Genomic DNA, 19331 nt, shown 5'->3' on the forward strand with positions numbered 1-19331 from the left:
CTTCCAAGATTAAGGTTGCTTACATTGTTAAAATGCGCGGTTAATGAAAAAAAACTCAGCTAATATAGCTGAACATGATGATTTAGTGTTAATCGATGCTCATCACACCGCGACATTTTGGAAATTGACGACAACCATAAAAGCGCTGACCGTGGCGCTGACCTTTTTTCGTGACGCGTTTTACCATCTCACCGCTACATTTTGGGCAAGCAGGTGTCTCAGGCGATACAGCGGGATTATCAACCTGCTTAATGACAGAGTGTTCAGTAATTTTAGGCTCAGGTTCTAAAACAGCGAACGGTGTGAGAAAAATCATATCCTCATTGGTCAGCTGAATGTTGGCAAGATTAGTAGAATTAATAGGCTGATCATGGCTAGCCGAAACAATCGCTGCATCAACGTGCTCAACCGCCGTTTGACCAGACCATCGAAATACTCCTCTACTTTTAACAATTTCTGTGTTTGTTGGCTCAGGTGTAGGCTTAGTAACTGACTTATTACTTGAATTAGTATTTGGGTTCTTACTTGAAGTCTTATTTGAATGGCTATGCTTGTCTTTTAGATAGGCCTTATGCTGCCTATTGGTTTTCCAAGATTTGTTAAATCTATTGCTTTCAATCTGCTCAACGATAGCCTCGACTGCTTCGTCGGTTAATAACTTATCTTGTTTTTTCTTCACATAAGATGCTATGCCGCTCGTCAATACGTGCTCAGGTAACTCATCACGAGTCTTAAGCTCACACTCACCAATGAAAGCAATCATCGAATGGAAGTAGTTTAACTCCAGCTCTAGCAAATCTGCTAGCGTCTTAATATGTAAATAATTCTGGTGTAATGGGTTTTGGAATTTATACTTACGACCCATAATAACTTGAGTCCACTGCCTCTGCTTCTCATTGCCAAATATCCAGCCTTTATAGTTTTTGGTTTCAATCACAAAAATACCATACACGGAGACGATGACATGATCAATCTGGGTACTACCGCCATTAGCTAATGGTAAGGTAATATTGTTTAGGCGATGATAGACGTCTTTTTCAAGCTTTAGCCACATGGCAACATTGATAACTGTTTCGCCTAAAACGCCTTTAAAGCTGGACATAAGGGACATGATTTTTTCCAATTTACAGGGGATAAAAACACCTATTCTAAGCGGTAAATAACTATTGATGCTTACTTATTTAATGACTTATAACTTTAATAATACATTGCAACAGCCTAGTTGTAGTACGCTATCGAATTATTACTAATCACATAAACCACCAAGAATTACATACATTAGCGCAAAGCTTCATAAAGTATCTTAATTAAAAAGTATCTTTAGCAAAATTATCTTAAGTAACGATAATTTTTATATTACCCTCTGGATTATATCTATGAATATACGTGTCACTTCTTTGCTGAAAATCACACTAAGCACCTGTCTATTAGTATCATTACCAGCAATGGCGCTGGCCGCGACCATTCCACAAAAATGGAAACTGGATGTACCAAAAACCAATGTGGACTTTGAGGTTAAGTATTTGGGTAAGGCAACCACCGATGGTAAGTTTAATAAAGTGAATGGCGCTATTAATTATGATGTAAAAAACCCAACAAGTACGACTATTAATTTTACCGTTTATACCGACAGTATTGACACGGATCGCGGTTTTAGAGATTCATTTTTACGTCGAAAAGAGCTTCTTAATACTCAGAAATACCCTACGATGACTTTTGTTTCAAAAAAAGTGAGTATGATTAATCCTAAAGAAGCGAATGTGACCGGTGACTTTACTGTTTTGGGTCAAACCAAACCTTTGACTGTAAGAGTGACCTTGTCAGATATTGAAAACGATCCTATTACCTCTAAACCTACCTTAAAATTTTGCGCTACGGGTTTGGTAGATCGTTATAGCTACGGGGTCACCGCTTTTCCAAAAATGATTAGTAATATCATCCCGCTTGAGATATCAGGAAAATTGATTGCTGCTAATTAATGTTAAAAAAAGGCGTAAGAAAGAGTGACTAGGATTTTTTTCTAGTCACTCTTTTTTTGGTTCGATGTTTGGTTATGTCGTAAGGTTAGCCACAAAATACAATGTACTACGTAGACTTTTATATCAAACAAAACATACTCCAGTAAATATATGCTTTTCTAAAAAATTGTCTGCTATTATGCTTTTTAACTTAAGAGACTTTAGACGGACTTAATATGCTACCTATAAATAACACTACTGAAGAAAAGGTAATTTTAAATTCCCTTCCTAACAAACTATATCAGCATAAACTTAGCCACGGAAGTTTCTTTTATATCGTGCATGAAGATCTACAAGAAAATAGTACTGGTTATACAATTCAACTAGCCCCAAAGACCCAAATAAAAGTTTTCTATAGTCATAATAGTGGTGAAGCTAGAAAGCTTGATATAACCAAGACTACAAATGGCAAAGTAAAGGATAAGATTAGTTTAAGCATTAGTTGCCTTGAACAGCTTAAAGCTTTTCTAACATTGATGTGTGAAATTGATATAAACCATTATCCAGAAAATAAATCTAGACACCCTTTTAACATTGTTTTTGCAAATAATGCAGAAAGATTAGAAACGATTAAAAGTATTCTTGATATTGAAGAAGGCGAAGATGTTTTAAAGGAAATATTAGCATCTGAAAATATTACCTCTCATGATATTGTCAGTACTGGCTACAGGAAATCTCAGCTAGAAATATTTAGAATGCTATTAGACGAAGATTATATAGCTGACTATAAGACAAATATTCTAAATAAACATTTAACAAAAGATGAAACAGCTTGGCAAGAGTTTTTCACTTTAAACCAATGGATATTTGGTTACGGATTAGACTACCGATTTCAAGGTATATTACAGAAAGAATTTCATGCTTCTGATACGGATGCCGCGGGTAAAGACGGGGTAATATCAGATTTTTTACTTGGTGATAAAAGATTTACATCCTTCGTAGAAATCAAACTTCCTACTACTCCTTTGTTCAAGAACTCTCAAAATCGAGCAGGCTGCTGGAAGTTATCTCCTGAGTTACTTGACTCTTACTCACAAATTCTTGAGCAAAAAGCTTGTGGTGAGATAAAAGTAGAACAAAAAGAACTGTTTGACGAAGATGGAAAAACAATCACACAACGTGCCTGCGACTCTAAAACTTTCTTAATAATTGGTTCGTTGACAGATTTAGAAGAGAGTAAAGGCTCTGACAAAGAAAAAAAGATAAAACTTAAAACTTAAAACTTTTGAGTTATTTCGTAGAGACTCTCGAAACGTTGAAATTATTACCTATGACGAGTTATACGAAAGAGCCAAGTTTATTGTTGAACACAAATCGTAATCCTTAATGTAAAATATAAAAAGCCCCAAACTAATTAAATTAGCTTGGGGCTTTTACATAGTTCTAAAAAGACTGATTAAACCAAACTATTCACCGCATCAACCACAGCATCAGCAGTAATACCGAACTCTTTATATAGCTCTTCAGCAGGAGCGGATTCGCCATAAGTGGTCATGCCGATGACTTTGCCATCAAGGCCAACGAACTTAAACCAGTAGTCTACATGCGCCGCTTCTACCGCCACACGAGCACGGATATTGGCAGGTAATACCGCTTCACGGTAGTTGGCATCTTGCTCACTAAAGATTTCAGCACATGGCATAGAGACTACACGAACGCCAACGCCATTTGTGCTCAATGTTTCGTACGCTTGCATCGCAAGACCAACTTCTGAACCAGTAGCAATGATAATTGCTTGTAGCTCGCTCTGCTCTTTCGCCAGCACATAACCGCCTTTGGTAATATTAACCACTTGCTCGCTGTCACGTTCTTGATGTGGCAAACTTTGACGGCTAAAGATAAGTGCAGATGGATTGTGTTCAGATTTGATTGCTTCAACCCAAGCGCTGGCAGATTCCGTCGCATCACAAGGACGCCATGTACGTAGATTAGGTGTGGTACGTAAGCTAGTCAATTGCTCAACGGGCTGATGGGTTGGACCATCCTCACCAAGACCAATCGAGTCATGGGTATAAACGTGGATGACACGTTGCTTCATCAATGCGCCCATACGGACGGCGTTACGCGCGTATTCCATAAACATCAGGAAGGTTGCGACGTAAGGGATAAAGCCGCCATGTAGTGCGATACCATTGGCAATCGCGGTCATACCAAACTCACGTACACCATAATAAATATAGTTGCCAGCAGCGTCTTCTTGGATACCTTTGGCATCTTTAAATAACGTGAGGTTTGAGCCAGCAAGGTCCGCTGAACCGCCCATGAGTTCTGGTAATAATGGTTGCAAGGTATTAATTGCGTTTTGACTGGCTTTACGGCTAGCAACATCACCGCCCTGCTCTTGAGTTTGCTGAATATAGGCTTGCGCTTGCTTGTCAAAATCAGCTGGTAATTCGCCATTTAAACGACGTAATAACTCAGTAGCAAGCTCTGGATAAGCTCTTTTATAAGCTGCAAAATTCGCATCCCAGTTCTTTTGCAACACATCACCTTTGACTTTACCATCCCATGCTTCGTAGATTTCGTCATCTAACTCAAACGGTGCATGTTTCCAAGATAGCGCATCACGGGTTAAAGCGATTTCATCATCACCAAGCGGTGCACCATGACTAGACGCTAAGCCTTGTTTGTTCGGGCTACCTGCACCAATAGTGGTTTTACAAATGATTAGACTTGGTTTTGCAGTTTCTTTAATCGCTTGATCAGTCGCTTTAGTAATCGCATCGGTATCATGACCGTCGACCTTGATAACGTGCCAGCCATACGCTTCAAAGCGCGCTTGCGTATCATCCGTAAACCAGCCGTCGACATTGCCATCGATTGAGATACCGTTGTCATCATAGAAAAATACTAGCTTGCCTAATGCTAACGTGCCAGCCAGTGAACAAACTTCATGGCTAATACCTTCCATCAAGCAACCATCACCCAAGAAAGCATAAGTATGATGATCGACGACGTTATGTCCGTCACGGTTAAACTGTGCCGCTAGTGTCTTTTCTGCAATTGCAAAACCAACGGCATTAGCAATACCTTGTCCTAGTGGACCAGTCGTGGTTTCAATACCAGGGGTATAACCTAGCTCAGGGTGGCCAGGGGTTTTTGAATGTAGTTGGCGGAAGCCTTTTAGGTCATCAACGCTAACGTCATAACCTGATAAATGTAGGAGCGAGTAAATCAACATTGAGCCATGACCGTTTGACAATACAAAACGATCACGGTTGTGCCAGCTTGGGTCAGCAGGATTGTGCTTTAAAAATTTGCGCCACAAAACTTCGGCAATATCAGCCATGCCCATTGGCGCGCCCGGATGTCCGGAGTTGGCTTTTTGAACTGCATCAAACGACAGTACACGGATGGCATTGGCTAATTTACGTTCGCTAATTGGAGCTGGCATAGAGTGTCCTAATATTCGGATAAGAAGTATGGAGGATAAGAGGAAAACCAATTGAACAATAGAATAAGAGCGCGATAAACGCTCTTGGAAATAAGGTATTTAATTAAACGGCAATATTAACATATTTGCTATCAGCCAAGCCAAAAATGCGTTGGTAGGATGGTTTGTATTTAACAATCACTGATATCAGTTTTGTTAAATAATCAACAATAATAGATTGCTAATAATAAGCTGCGAGCCAGCATAGTGACTTACAGCTCATGCGGTAAATTTTGTTATTGAGCTAAAATCAACTCAGCACCGCCCATAAAGGGACGCAATACTTCTGGAATAGTAATGCTACCATCCGCATTTTGGTGATTTTCCATGACTGCAAGTAGGGTGCGGCCTACCGCTAATCCAGAACCATTTAACGTATGCGCCAAACTAGTTTGCTTACCATCTTTTACCCGCGTGCCCATACGGCGTGCTTGGAAGTCGCCGCAGTTTGAGCAGCTTGAGATTTCACGATAAGTATCTTGGCTTGGTAACCATACTTCGATATCGTAAGTTTTTTGTGCGGCAAAACCCATATCGCCGGTGCATAATTGCACCACACGATACGGTAGACTTAACTGCTGCAATATATATTCGGCTTGCCCAGTCATAGCTTCTAGCAAATCATCTGACTGCTCAGCGCTGGCAATATTGACCATCTCAACTTTTTCAAACTGGTGCTGACGAATCAGACCGCGAGTATCACGACCGTGCGAACCGGCTTCACTACGGAAACATGGGGTATGGGCAGTGAACTTCAATGGCAGCTCTTTGATATCTAAGCGCTCGCCGCGTACCAAGTTAGTCATCGGTACTTCAGCTGTCGGAATCAGATAAAAATCTGTGCCATCATTATTGGTATGATTGGTTAATTTAAACAAATCATCTTCAAACTTTGGCAATTGACCCGTACCTTTTAAACTTTCAGAATTAACGATATAAGGAACATAGGTTTCTGTATAGCCATATTTGATGGTATGGGTATTCAGCATAAATTGAATCAAGGCGCGGTGCATCTGCGCGAGTTGCCCTTTTAAGACATTAAATCGACTACCCGTCAGCTTGGCAGCGGCTTCAAAGTCAAGCATCCCCAGCGTTTCACCAATATGAGTATGATCTTGAATCTCAAAGTCAAACTCACGTGGCGTACCCCATTTGCGCATCTCTACATTATCGTCTTCTGAAGTGCCGACTGGCGTGTCTGCTGCGGGGATATTTGGTATCTGTAATGCCGCTTGAGTAATATGCCCTTGTAAACTGCGCAGCTCGTCTTCGGCTGTTTTAATCTCACCGCTGACACTTTGCATTTCAGTAAGCAGCTCACTGGCATCTTCACCAGATTTTTTTAGTGCGCCCACTTGTTTAGCACCTGCGTTACGGCGCGACTGTAATTCTTCGGTTTTGACCTGCAGAGACTTACGGTCGGATTCAATACTTTGCCAGAACTCAATATCAAGCGCATAACCACGGCTGGCCAATTGCTGCTGTAAATCTGTCAAATCACCGCGTAAGAGTTTTGGGTCAATCATAATAGGTGCCTGTAGCGCTAAAAGTGGATAAAAGGTTTAAAAAGAAAACAATAAATTGGCTATGACGCCGTGTTGTTCGTAAAAATATAGGATAGCCACTATGATACCAAGACCCAGCAGATTTAACCATGTTTTGGCTGTTTTTTAGTTGTTTTTTGGATGGGTTTTCACCCATTAATCATGATTTATAATCGGTTAGTTTTAGCTTAATGATAGGCTTTAAGGTTCATAAACCCTCATAAGCGGCACCTATCTTTATTAATACCCTTAATATGGCGTCTATTAGTGAACAGACAGCCATATATGTTTCATTTAAGAGCAGTTTTCGGTAAGATAAGCGCATATCTTTATTCTATTTCCAGCCAAGTATTGCATCGCTGTTTACATTTGGCGCTTTTAATCCAACGCTTTTAATATAAGTATTTGAGAAACCTTTATGGCCCTGTACCCCTACACGCTACAACCTGTCGCCTTAAATATAACCGAGGCTGAATTTCACCAAGCACAGTATGAGCTATTTGCCAGTGCCAGTCCCTCATTTGGTCTGTCGAGTATTAAGACTAAAGAATGGGTTATTATGGCAGTTGTTGTGGTATTAGCCATTGCTGGTCTGGTTTTTTTGACCGGTTATTCGACCATTATTTTTTGGCTTATGCTAGCGTCTGTCGTTATTTATCTATTGGTTCGCACCCTTGGTTTCAAGTGGTATGTCAAAAGAGAATTTGAAAAACAAGTCGCTGACCAAGAAATGCCAGATGAGATGCGCCAGATGAAACTGGGGGTGCAAAAGCACGGTCTAGTGATGGCAATGCCGGTCAACCAGCCAGATATGTTTAAAAGCAATCAGATGCGTGGCATGCAAATGCGTGCAGGTAACATGCAACAAGCCGTGATTCCTTGGAGCGCCGTTAAAAGTTGGGATGAAACAGATGACTATATCTTTATGATGTTTGAGATGAAGGGTCAGCAAGGTAGCCAAATCATCCCTAAGCGCCTACAAGCTCAAAAATTTCCCATCGATACCGTACGTCAGCATTTACAAGAAGTCGTTCCAGCGAAAGGTTTGAACCCTGAAAGCCTACAACCACCAGCATAAATTTGATAGCTTAGATATGAGTAGTTTTGATAAATAAATCATAGAATTAAATTTATCGAATTTAACTTATTAATAATACTTTGCTATTATAATGAGCATCAACAGATAAAGTATTGAGTACTGAAGATACAAGGCAATTAAAACAAAAAGCACTGAAATAAAAGCAGAGTGTGTAGAAATTAAGCCTATTTTAAGCATCATCAATTTATTTATAATTTTATAATGCTTAAAGACCCCTTTATACCAATTTACATAGTAATGAAGGATATGACTTGCTACACTCATAATCTTCTATATTTAGTCTTCCGTACTTATTTTATTAAATCAACACTCACATTATAAGGATAATATTATGAGTAATACTAATAATACTACTAACCAAATCGGTCTAGAAAAAGCAGATATGAGCGAAGTTATTGCCAAGCTCAATAGCTTATTATCAAGCTACCATATGTTCTATATTAACGTCCGTGGTTATCATTGGAACGTAAAAGGCGAGCATTTTTTTACCTTACATCCAAAGTTTGAAGAGCTATATACAGCCCTGCAATTACAAATTGATGAAATTGCTGAACGTATCCTAACTTTAGGCGGCACGCCATTGCATGCCTATAGCGACTTTGCTCAGCATACGAGCATTAGCGAAGACAAAAACGTTAAAGACGGCACGACTTGCGTCAACGGTGTGGTTAGTGGTCTGCAAGCGCTGATCGCAGAGCAGCGTCAAGTATCAGCGCTCGCGGTAGAAAGCGACGACCAAGGTACCGCTGATTTGGTTGATGCCTATGTGCAAGAGCAAGAAAAGCTTATTTGGATGTATAATGCCTTTTTGGGCTAATGATTCTATTGAAATCCAATAAGAATAATGATATTTAAAGCAATAAAAAAGCACCTAATATAGGTGCTTTTTTATTGGGCTTTTATAAAAAAAAGCCTCTATTTTTGCATCCATTGACGCATTTTTTCACGCTCAGCAGGCGTTGCTTGTAGCCAAATTTGCATAAATTGATCCAGCGTATTGGTCGACGAACTAACGCTTGTGGTTTGAGTAGTTGTGGATACTACCCCAGTATTGACATTGCTTTGAGTAGTGACAGTCGGTTGATCTAGTGCTGCAATCGCACGCTGGTTTTGTAGTTCAGCATCACCGCTACCGCCAAATACTCCGCCCAGTGCTTTACCCAACCCTGAGAATAAGCTACCGTTATTGCCGCTGACACTTTGTTGACTGGCAACAACAGTATTGTTCTGTTGTATTGCCAACGTTGGACGCTCAGCATATTTCTTGGCCGCTGCATAGTCTTCTGGTTGGTTTGGCATGGTTAAGCGATAGGTTTGATTGTCTGCCATTTCGGCTGCGACACTGATATTCCCTGAGCGCAAATAGTCATGCTCATCGCGGCGCAAGTTATATAGTCGATCATACTTAGCCGTAATCACGTGTTTACCAGGCTGCAATGTGAATGATTTAGTTAAAGGCTGAAAGACGCTCTGTGTGAGTTCTTGGCCGTTAATCGCAGTCACTTTGATATTGTCATCAACCAGCAAAGTCACTTCTGCTTGTGACAACATCGAGACAGAGCCAGCCCCAATAAGTAAAGCGCTGATAGACAGTTTTTTGAGCAAAGACGCATTTGATTTCATAAGTTTTCCAGTAATAGTAAAAGCGTTTTGGATAGAAAGATTTGTATTCTTCGTGCTAGAAATCAAGTGGCATTGTATGCTGGGTATGCTGATCTTGATCGGCGGCATCGTTATCTACTTGCGTCTCCTGCGCGATATCGGCAAGCTCTGCGGCTAGCGTCTGCTCATCAATAGTACGTAGTGCATCACTGATGACCGCTTTGGATATATTACTACGGCCAAGATTAGAGAACATGGGCTGAATGTAGTTTAGCACCTCCATCATTGCTCCGATACGATGCGGTCCTTCGGTAAGCAGATGATGGATAATACGCTCATCAAACTGCCAACCACGCCGACGTAAGATAGACTGCAATAATGCTTGACGGTCTGCCAAGTCATGACCAGTAGGTACTTTAAAAGCAGGCGCTTGTGCTAAACGGGTGAGCAGATCTCTCAACTGAAAAGGCAATTCAGTCGCCGGTTTATTGGAGGCAAATAGTAGCTGACGCTGTCCTTCACGGCTGCGATTGATCAGATGAAATAAGGCTTCTTGCCATTGGCTACTTTGTTCAAGCACTTCTAAATCATCAATAGCAATCAGTGAAAAGTTCTCTAGTGATGACAACACATTGACATCGGTATGAATCAATTCATTCAATGACAAACAAATCGCTGACTTGTCCATCTCGATAAATGACTCACAAATAGCGGATAATAAGTGCGATTTGCCAGTAGCAGGACTGCCAAATAGGTACAGCTGACCAATCAGGCCAACATGTAGCTGCCGCACTGCATCGATAATAGACATCCAACCCGGACCGGCAAAGTCGCTAAGACTTGCATCGTGCTTAATGTCCAGATTGAGACTTAGCTGCGCTTCTGCCATGAATCATCAACTCGGTTTGCGTAGCACAATCAATAAAAAGGCTAAACGACTAATATTTTTTAAACTGGCTTTAGTAAAATTCACTTTAACCAAAGCCAACCTAGTAACGGCTAATACCGTTAACACTGCGCCTATATATAACATATTTGCAAAATGACTGACAAGTCTTTTACTCATTAAGCACAATCAATCGTCATTTATCAAATTTACAACTGCCTTTGACAGGTTATGCAACCTATTGGCTTTGGATCGATTTTAAATTAACTGTAAACTAACTTTAAATATAGCGTCGCTCATTTTCTGTCAAATAAAGCCAATTGCTTGCGTCCTTTATAAAAATCAGTCGATTGATAATAACCATATAAATGACGGAATAAAACATTAAGAACAGCAGACACAGGCAGTGCTATCAGCATACCGACGAAGCCTAATAAACTTGCGCCCGCCAATACGGCAAAGATAACCCATAATGGTGATAGACCAATTTTGTCACCTAATAGCAGAGGCTGCAAGATGTAGCCCTCCGCAGCTTGCCCGACCAAAAATGCACCAACAATCAATGATAGATACGTCCAATTTAAGCCAAACTGGAACAGACAGGCGATAATCGCCGCAATAAAGCCGATACCAAAGCCCAAATACGGCACAAAGCTGGCAACACCGGCAACCATACCAATAATCAGTCCAAGCTCAAGCCCGATAAGCTGCAGCTGCACGGCATAAATGGCGCCTAGTAACACCATCACCAACAGCTGACCTTTAATAAAAGCCATCAGCGCACGATCACACTCTTGCGCAATCTGAATGACTGCTTTGCTATAATTAGCGGGGATTGCCATCTTCCACGTCTGTAAGCGCTGATCCCAATTAAATAAGAAATAAAAGGTCAAAATCGGTACCAATACTATGAGTCCCGCATTATTAATAAAGTTCATACTTGAGGCGAGTATTTGACTCATCATGGTACTGGCATCTTCAAACTTATAATTGGTTTGCATGTATTCAACCAATGTCTCAGAGAAACCTTTGGATTCCAACTCTGGCAAGCGTATGCGACCATGGCTAGCGAACCATTCACGTACCACTTCATTATACCAAGTTAAAACCTTGGGCAAATACTCCCATGCTGCTTGCAGCTGATGCCACAATGTCGGTATCAACCACCAAAGCAGCAGCACCATTCCCAAAGTAATCGTAGAATAAACAATAATAATCGCAATCCAGCGTTTGATATATTTTGATAAACGCTTTACCAGCGGATTAAATAAGTAAGCCAGCACAAAAGCAAAGATAAACGGTACGATGACCGGCATCATCAAATACAATAAAACCACCGCCACAACAATAGCTACGACAATAAATAAGCGTCGAAAAAAAGGGTCTATTGGTTGGTTTATCATGAAAGGTAATCCTAAGATTGGCTGATTTAAGTTAGTGGCTTGATTAAGATTGATTAAGATTGATTATATCTCTTATTAAACAATAACACCCTAATAGCAAACAGTTATTGACAATAAATTTAGCGTTCTATTATCGCAGAGTACAGTAAAAAAGCAGTCTTTTTTTGTTTCTTAGTTTTTATGTTAGTTTTTATGCCAGCCTTATTATCAGTCTTTATTAAATAATAGCCAAATTCAGTCAAATATAGGTCAAATAAAAGCAAGTTGCTTTGCGAGTAAGGGTCATTTTTGGGTATAATGCGCGCATTATCTACAAAATTCACACGATCGACTCGCTTTGCTACTGACTGACCTTCATTCCCTATAAAATTTGTGAGATGACCATGAGTAATAAGCCTTCTTTAAGCTACAAAGATGCTGGCGTTGATATTGATGCTGGCGATGCGTTGGTTCAACGTATTAAATCCGTGGCAAAAGCCACCTCACGCCCTGAAGTTGTGGGCGGACTTGGCGGTTTTGGAGCGCTTTGTCGTATTCCGACTGGTTATACCTCACCTTTATTGGTCTCAGGTACTGACGGCGTGGGTACCAAGCTCAAACTGGCATTACAGCTTAATCGTCATGACACGATCGGTATCGACTTGGTCGCCATGTGTGTCAATGACTTATTGGTTTGTGGTGCTGAGCCGTTATTCTTTTTAGATTACTATGCAACGGGCAAGCTTGATGTCGATGTCGCGGCTACTGTCGTCACTGGTATTGGCGAAGGCTGTAAGCTGTCAAATTGCGCGCTTATCGGTGGTGAGACCGCTGAGATGCCAGGCATGTATCAAGATGATGACTATGACTTGGCTGGATTCTGTGTGGGCGTGGTTGAAGAAGCAGAAGTTATCACTGGTAAAAATGTCGCCGAAGGTGATGTGCTAATCGCCCTTGCTTCAAGTGGTGCGCATTCGAACGGTTATTCATTGGTACGTAAAGTTATCGAAGTCAGCGGTATTGACGTGACGAGCAGCGACGAGCAGCTAGATGGTCAGTCTATCCAAGACGCGCTGATGGCCCCTACTCGCATCTATGTTAAAGCGATTAAAGCCTTACAAGATACCCTTGGTAGCTCAGCTCTACATGCAATGTCACATATCACTGGTGGCGGCTTAACGGATAACTTACCACGTGTATTGCCGGATGATTTAGCGGCTAGCATTGATACCAATAGCTGGCAGTTCTCAGAGCTGTTTACTTGGTTACAAACCCAAGGCAATATCGCGCAAAGTGAGATGTACCGTACCTTTAACTGCGGCGTTGGTTTCGTCATCGTGGTTCCTAAAGACAAAGCTGAAGCGGCTATCAAAACTTTAAACGATGCTGGTGAAAATGCTTGGCAAATCGGTGAAATGGTTAGCCGTGAAGCGGATGCCGTGGTGTACCGTTAATGTCAGATAGTCATGCAACTAGTCACGTAATAGTTAATAACAAGCCTTTGCGCATTGCCGTTTTGTTGTCTGGTAGTGGTAGCAACCTGCAAGTATTAATCAATGCGATGCAAGCAGCTGAATTACCGATTGAGATTGTTGGCGTCATCAGCAATCGTGAAGATGCTTATGCTATCACACGCGCTAAAGATGCCTCTATTCCTGTGGCGGTGCTATCTCACGTGGCAAGTGGCAAACGCATGGGGATCAAAACCTTTGAAAGTCATGCTAGTGAACAACTAAACGCTTGGCAGCCTGATTTGATTGTCTTAGCGGGGTTTATGCGCGTATTAAGTGGTTCATTTATCGATAGCGCGCCAGCGCCGATGATCAATTTGCACCCTGCTCTGCTACCTGCTTATAAAGGTCTTGATACGCACCAGCGTGCTATACAAGCTGGTGAACGTCATCATGGTTGTAGTATTCATGTGGTCACTGCTGAGCTCGATGCTGGCGCTGTTTTAACCCAAGCTCTGCTAGAAGTAAACCAGAAAGATAGTGCCGATAGTTTACAAGCACGTGTGCAAAAGCTTGAGCATCAATTGTTACCGTGGACGATATTGCTTATCGCTAAAGATGTCATCAATTTAAGCAATCAAGGTAATGAGAATAAGGCCACTTATTTACCAGCCTTACCTTTAAAACTATGGTTAGATAAGTAGACATTAAATACGGTTAATCGATTTATTAAAAAAGCAGAACAATGATTAATTGTTCTGCTTTTTTATGTCTGCTTTAATCGCTATTTTTTATAGAAAAAAACACCCCGCTACTCAGTAACGGGGTATTTAAAATGCCATAGCTAAAGAGATTTAAAATTAAGCAGGTTTTTTACCAACCACATGGACTGCTTTGATATTTACAAACTCTTTTATACCAAAGCCACCATGTTCACGACCATAACCTGAGTCCTTAACACCGCCAAATGGCAGTCCTGGATTGACCAAATCGTAGCCATTGATATAAACCATACCGGTATCGAAGTGTTTCTTAGCCAATTCAATCGCTTTTTCTTCATCTTTAGAGAAAATAGCGCCACCTAACCCATAACGGCTATCGTTAGCAATTCGGAACGCATCGTCTTGATCTTTAGCACGAATCAGCGCCGCAACGGGACCAAATAGCTCATCTTTATAAGCGGGCTGTTCTGGGGTGATGTTCTCCAGAATAGTTGGTGGATAAAAAGCACCTGCCTTATCAGAGACTTCCCCACCTAGAGTAATGGTTGCGCCTCTTTTTACACTCTCTTGAACTTGTTTATGCAAGTTATCACGCTGCTTACTACTTGACATTGGACCCACATCAGTAGAGTCCTCCATTGGGTCGCCTACCTTGTAGCTATTGAATTTTTCAATAACAAGGTCGCGGAACTTATCATAAACACTATCGACGACGACAAAACGTTTGGCGGCGATACAAGTTTCACCATTATTGTATAAGCGTGCATGAGCACAGGTTGCCGCGGCTAAATCTAAATCGGCATCTTCTAATACAATAAATGCATCATTAGAACCAAGCTCCATGACGGTCTTTTTCAGTACTTTAGCCGCTTGTTGTGCCACAACACGACCCGCTACGTCACTACCCGTTAATGTGACACCGCGTACTTTCTCATGTTCAATCACTTTTCCAGATTGATCATGACTGATAATTAATGCTCGGAACAAATCATTTGGTAGATCAGATTCATGCATGATTTTTTCAATTAATAAGCCTGAACCTGTGACGTTAGAGGCATGTTTAAGTAAAATACTGTTACCTGCCATTAGATTGGCAATGGTATAGCGGAATACTTGGTAGGCTGGAAAGTTCCAGGGCTGGATACCATAGATAATACCGATAGGATCATAGCTAATTAAACCCTGCTTAAGGCCTTCGATATCACGCTCATCATCGGCTAGAGCGGCTGCACCTTCACTGGCGGTAAAATCACAAATACCTTTACATAAATCAACTTCGCCTAAGCTGGCTGCTAATGTTTTGCCACGCTCTTCGGTCATCAGTTTCGCTAATTCTTCTTTATACTTCATCAACGTATCGCCAATGGAATTAATCACTTTGGCACGCTCTTCATGGCTAACCAAACGCCATTGTGTAAATGCCTTATGAGACGCATCGATGATTTTATTTACTTCATCATCGCTCATATAAGTATAGTCTTTAATGTCTTTACCCGTCGTCGGGTTCACAGTGGTAATATCTGCCATGATAATTATCCTTATTTATTTGTTTGTTCTAACATAGTTAAAATCATATTAACTAAGCACTGTTTATTAAGGTTAATAAAAATCTCGATATTGTTGCTTACCTTAATAATGACTGCTCTGCTTATCTTTTTTCTTAATAGACAATTATCATAACAAAGCATAGGGGTTGAAATTTTACAATTTATGAAGAAGTGTGCGTAAGATGTTAAGAATGTGACTGTACTAGTATTCATCACGATGAGATGTCGAGCAAAAAATCAGACAAATAAAAAACCAGCACAATGGCTGGTTTAAGAAATAACGTGGATAGATTATGGATAAAAGCTACTTAAGCTTGTGCTAAGTTATTTAATAACTTAGCAGCAGCACCACTAAAATAAGTGGTTAATAATAGGGATTTCTTGTGGTGGATTCTCTTCATCATCGACGATTTGACGTGCTACATGCATGATAAGCTGGCGCAACCAGCGATGCGCCGGATGATGCTGTAATAACGGTGACCACGCCATGGTCAGCTCAAATTCAGGGATAAAAAATGGTGGCTCGACCATCATAATGCTGTCGTTATTGGCCTGCATTTTTGCCACTCGAGTGGGTAAGGTTGCAACCAAATCTTTATTTGCCGCGAGCATTGCTGGCATTTGATAGTGACGGGTAAAAACGCTAATTTGACGCTTTTGTCCCAAACGCTGCAGCGCTTGGTCGATAGACCCTAAGCCACCAGATTTCTCTGGATTGACACCGAATCCCACGCCCATACCAGTTTTAGAGACCCAAACGTGCTGCGCTTTAAGATAGTTTTTAAGATTAAAGCGATGAGCATAAGGACTGTCAGAGGACAGTAGGCAGCTAAAGGTATCGCGCCATACCAACACTTGATGAAAACTTTGCGGGATTTCATTAAAACGGTTAATGGCCAAATCGACTCGCCCCTGCTCCATATCACGATATGAGACGTCCGATGGTGTCAAGAAATCCAAAATGACATTGGGTGCCTCTGAGCGTAGCGCTTTCACCAATTTTGGCACCAAGGTCGCCTCAGCATAATCTGAGGTCATGATACGGAAAACGCGTGAGGTGCTATAAGGACGGAATTCGGTGCGCGGCTCTAACACTTGTGTCAAATCAGCCAATATCTCACGGATACGTGGCTGCAGCTCAAGGGCGCGTTCGGTCGGCGTCATACCTTCAGATGAGCGTACCAACAATGGATCATTAAACAGTTTTCGCAGACGCCGCAAAATATTACTCATAGCAGGCTGGGTAATACCAAGCTGCTCAGCGGCGCGCGTTACGTTTTTTTCTCGCAATAACACATCCAAATGTACCAGTAAATTTAAATCAACCCGCTGCAAATTCATATATTTGTCTCTTTACCTTAGAATAGATACCATTATAAACGCGGCAGATTTTGCCCTGTTATGTGGCAAAAAATTCTCTATAACAGTATGATTTAAGGATATTTTTATGTTAATTATTTTGGAATATGCTTATTATAACTGAATTTACCCATCACAAGCCATTGTTTTACCTATACTATAACTAAATAAAATACCCAAGATAATAATCATAAACTAGATAAATCAAGGTAACCTAGCTATAGTGGCTAGCAAGCGCTTAGGGGGCAGTTGCTAAAAGTTAGACAGTTAGCCTGCGTTTTAATGAATAAGCTACCAACTATATTTTATCGTATTTTTATGCAGAAATACGGATATAAAATTTACTATATAACCTTACGCAAACTTAATTTTGTGCTCTGATTTGTCTTTAAGCTTGAATCAACACCTTATATCGTTTAGGGTAATAAGCACTTTGGTAGACGAATAAGTCTTATAAAATAACCATTTACGTCTGAAATAACAGTCCAAACAATACGCCAAATAATAAAAGCTGACCAGAGCGACAGGTTTTTATTGCTTTTATGACGATTTTCTTATAGTTTAGTAGAGATTGCTAACGTAAGAGGTTTAAATTCTTACCTCTGCCAGCATCTTTATATATATACGGAAGTTATTTAAATTATTTTAATTTACTAATTTATACACCACCAATGGAGAAGTTTAGATGTCAACTGCATATAAATCAGCGATCGATTTAGTACGTGAACTAAAACAAAAGCACGGTAACTGGCAGAATATCAGTGAAGTCGATGCGGCACGTATGATGTCACAAAACCGTTTCAAAACGGGCTTAGATATCGCAAAATATACTGCAAAAATCATGCGTCAAGACATGGAAGAGTATGATAACGATAGCTCACAGTACACCCAGTCTTTAGGTGCTTGGCATGGTTTTGTTGCACAGCAAACGATGTACGCTAAGAAAAAATACTTCGGTACGACGTCTAAAACTTACATCTACCTATCAGGTTGGATGGTTGCAGCACTTCGCTCTGAGTTTGGTCCATTACCTGACCAATCTATGCATGAGAAAACTTCAGTTGCTAAGCTAGTTGAAGAAATCTACACTTTCTTACGTCAAGCTGATGCAAAAGTATTGAACGATTACTTCCGTGAGCTAAACGCTGCTGAAGAAGCGGGTCAAGATACTGCTGCTATTTTAGAAAAAATCGAGAACTTTGATTCACACGTTGTGCCAATCATTGCTGATATCGATGCCGGTTTTGGTAACGAAGAAGCGACTTATTTACTAGCTAAACAGATCATCGAAGCGGGTGCTTGTGCACTACAAATCGAAAACCAAGTATCTGACGCTAAGCAATGTGGTCACCAAGCGGGTAAAGTTACTGTACCGCATGAAGACTATATCGCGAAAATCAACGCACTTCGTTATGCATTCCTAGAGCTTGGTGTTGAAGACGGCGTGATCGTTGCCCGTACTGACTCTGAAGGCGCATCACTAACACAAAAAATCCCAGTATCAAATGAACCAGGTGATTTGGCTTCTAAATACATCGATTTTATCGAAATGGAAGAAGTAACACTAGAAAATGCAAAAGAGAACGACAGCTTGCTTAAGCATAACGGCAAACTAGTACGTCCAGTGCGCCTACCTAACGGTCTTTACTCTTTCCGTGAAGAAACCAATATCGACCGTGTTGTACTTGACTGCGTAACTGCTCTAGAGAACGGTGCTGATCTACTATGGATCGAGACACCAACGCCAAACGTTGAACACATCAAAATGATGGTTGATCGTATTAAAGAGCAACAGCCAAAAGCCAAGCTTGTTTATAACAACAGCCCATCATTCAACTGGACGCTTAACTTCCGTAAGCAAATCATCGCTGAGTGGGAAAAAGCAGGTAAAGATATCTCTGCCTACAACAAAGATGACTTGATGAGTGCGGATTACGACGGTACTGAGCTTGATACCGCAGCTGACGAAGCAGCTAGAAACTTCCAACGTGATGCGTCACGTGAAGCTGGTGTATTCCATCACTTAATCACCCTACCGACTTATCACACTACTGCACTTAGCGTGCATGAGCTTGCTAAAGGCTACTTCGGTGAAGACGGTATGCTTGCTTATGCTGCTGGCGTACAACGTAAAGAAATCCGTGAAGGCATCGCTTGTGTCAAGCACCAAGCAATGGCTGGTTCTGACATCGGTGATGATCACAAAGAAATCTTCTCTGGTGACAACGCGCTAAAAGCTGGCGGCGGTAAAAACACAATGGATCAGTTCAAATAAGAACTAATCTATA

15 protein-coding genes are annotated in these 19331 nt (G+C 40.9%); 7 read left to right on the top strand and 8 right to left on the bottom strand.

Features of this window, described 5'->3' with window-relative positions; translation table 11 throughout:
* Positions 1-88: 88 nt before the first annotated feature.
* Positions 89-1111, bottom strand: a complete 1023-nt coding sequence (locus EPB74_RS06420; RefSeq protein ID WP_274903412.1) for an NERD domain-containing protein — start codon at positions 1109-1111, stop codon at positions 89-91.
* Positions 1112-1376: 265 nt separating this feature from the next.
* Here EPB74_RS06420 and EPB74_RS06425 point away from each other — a divergent pair, with 265 nt between their 5' ends.
* Positions 1377-1979, top strand: a complete 603-nt coding sequence (locus EPB74_RS06425) for a YceI family protein (RefSeq protein WP_274903413.1) — start codon at positions 1377-1379, stop codon at positions 1977-1979.
* Positions 1980-2194: 215 nt separating this feature from the next.
* Entirely contained in the window at positions 2195-3238 is a 1044-nt protein-coding gene (locus EPB74_RS06430) for a Shedu anti-phage system protein SduA domain-containing protein (RefSeq protein WP_274903414.1), read from the top strand.
* Between the two features lie 176 nt (positions 3239-3414).
* Here the strand turns inward: EPB74_RS06430 and tkt are convergent, their stop codons facing one another.
* Together tkt and serS are read right to left on the bottom strand one after the other, a co-directional pair.
* Complete coding sequence (gene tkt / locus EPB74_RS06435; RefSeq protein ID WP_274903415.1) at positions 3415-5412, bottom strand: transketolase; 1998 nt, start codon at positions 5410-5412, stop codon at positions 3415-3417.
* Between the two features lie 275 nt (positions 5413-5687).
* Positions 5688-6977 (bottom strand): serine--tRNA ligase, encoded by a 1290-nt coding sequence (serS, locus tag EPB74_RS06440; protein WP_274903416.1) that lies wholly within the window; start codon positions 6975-6977, stop codon positions 5688-5690.
* A 436-nt stretch (positions 6978-7413) separates the two neighbouring features.
* Here serS and EPB74_RS06445 point away from each other — a divergent pair, with 436 nt between their 5' ends.
* Complete coding sequence (locus tag EPB74_RS06445; RefSeq protein WP_079692339.1) at positions 7414-8073, top strand: YcxB family protein; 660 nt, start codon at positions 7414-7416, stop codon at positions 8071-8073.
* A 352-nt stretch (positions 8074-8425) separates the two neighbouring features.
* Complete coding sequence (locus EPB74_RS06450) at positions 8426-8911, top strand: Dps family protein (RefSeq protein ID WP_079692340.1); 486 nt, start codon at positions 8426-8428, stop codon at positions 8909-8911.
* A 98-nt stretch (positions 8912-9009) separates the two neighbouring features.
* On the opposite strand, the gene EPB74_RS06455 is transcribed toward EPB74_RS06450, so the two are convergent.
* The 3 genes from EPB74_RS06455 to EPB74_RS06465 form a co-directional block, all read right to left on the bottom strand.
* Complete coding sequence (locus EPB74_RS06455; protein ID WP_274903418.1) at positions 9010-9717, bottom strand: DUF2057 family protein; 708 nt, start codon at positions 9715-9717, stop codon at positions 9010-9012.
* Positions 9718-9772: 55 nt separating this feature from the next.
* Positions 9773-10585 carry a DnaA regulatory inactivator Hda gene (gene hda, locus EPB74_RS06460; protein WP_089554098.1) on the bottom strand — a complete coding sequence of 271 codons (813 nt, stop codon included), beginning with the start codon at positions 10583-10585 and terminating at the stop codon, positions 9773-9775.
* A gap of 293 nt (positions 10586-10878) precedes the next feature.
* Complete coding sequence (locus tag EPB74_RS06465; RefSeq protein WP_274903419.1) at positions 10879-11985, bottom strand: AI-2E family transporter; 1107 nt, start codon at positions 11983-11985, stop codon at positions 10879-10881.
* Between the two features lie 383 nt (positions 11986-12368).
* On the opposite strand from EPB74_RS06465, the gene purM reads away from it, so the two are divergent.
* Both purM and purN read left to right on the top strand, forming a co-directional pair.
* Positions 12369-13418 carry a phosphoribosylformylglycinamidine cyclo-ligase gene (gene purM / locus EPB74_RS06470; protein ID WP_274903420.1) on the top strand — a complete coding sequence of 350 codons (1050 nt, stop codon included), beginning with the start codon at positions 12369-12371 and terminating at the stop codon, positions 13416-13418.
* Positions 13418-14119, top strand: coding sequence for a phosphoribosylglycinamide formyltransferase (purN, locus tag EPB74_RS06475; RefSeq protein WP_274903422.1), 702 nt, complete (start codon positions 13418-13420; stop codon positions 14117-14119). The genes purM and purN overlap by 1 nt, the downstream gene beginning before the upstream one ends.
* Positions 14120-14275: 156 nt before the next feature.
* Here the strand turns inward: purN and EPB74_RS06480 are convergent, their stop codons facing one another.
* Both EPB74_RS06480 and EPB74_RS06485 read right to left on the bottom strand, forming a co-directional pair.
* The gene (locus EPB74_RS06480) at positions 14276-15664 is read right to left on the bottom strand and encodes an NAD-dependent succinate-semialdehyde dehydrogenase (RefSeq protein ID WP_274903423.1); all 1389 of its coding nucleotides are present in this window, start codon (positions 15662-15664) and stop codon (positions 14276-14278) included.
* A gap of 371 nt (positions 15665-16035) precedes the next feature.
* On the bottom strand, positions 16036-17025 hold the full coding sequence (locus EPB74_RS06485; RefSeq protein ID WP_079692346.1) for a LysR family transcriptional regulator: 990 nt from the start codon (positions 17023-17025) through the stop codon (positions 16036-16038).
* Between the two features lie 703 nt (positions 17026-17728).
* Between EPB74_RS06485 and EPB74_RS06490 the strand changes: the two genes are divergently transcribed.
* The gene (locus tag EPB74_RS06490; RefSeq protein WP_079692347.1) at positions 17729-19318 is read left to right on the top strand and encodes an isocitrate lyase; all 1590 of its coding nucleotides are present in this window, start codon (positions 17729-17731) and stop codon (positions 19316-19318) included.
* The last annotated feature ends 13 nt before the right edge of the window (positions 19319-19331 follow it).

The sequence above is a fragment of the Psychrobacter sp. DAB_AL62B genome (assembly GCF_028895345.1).
Classification (GTDB): domain Bacteria; phylum Pseudomonadota; class Gammaproteobacteria; order Pseudomonadales; family Moraxellaceae; genus Psychrobacter.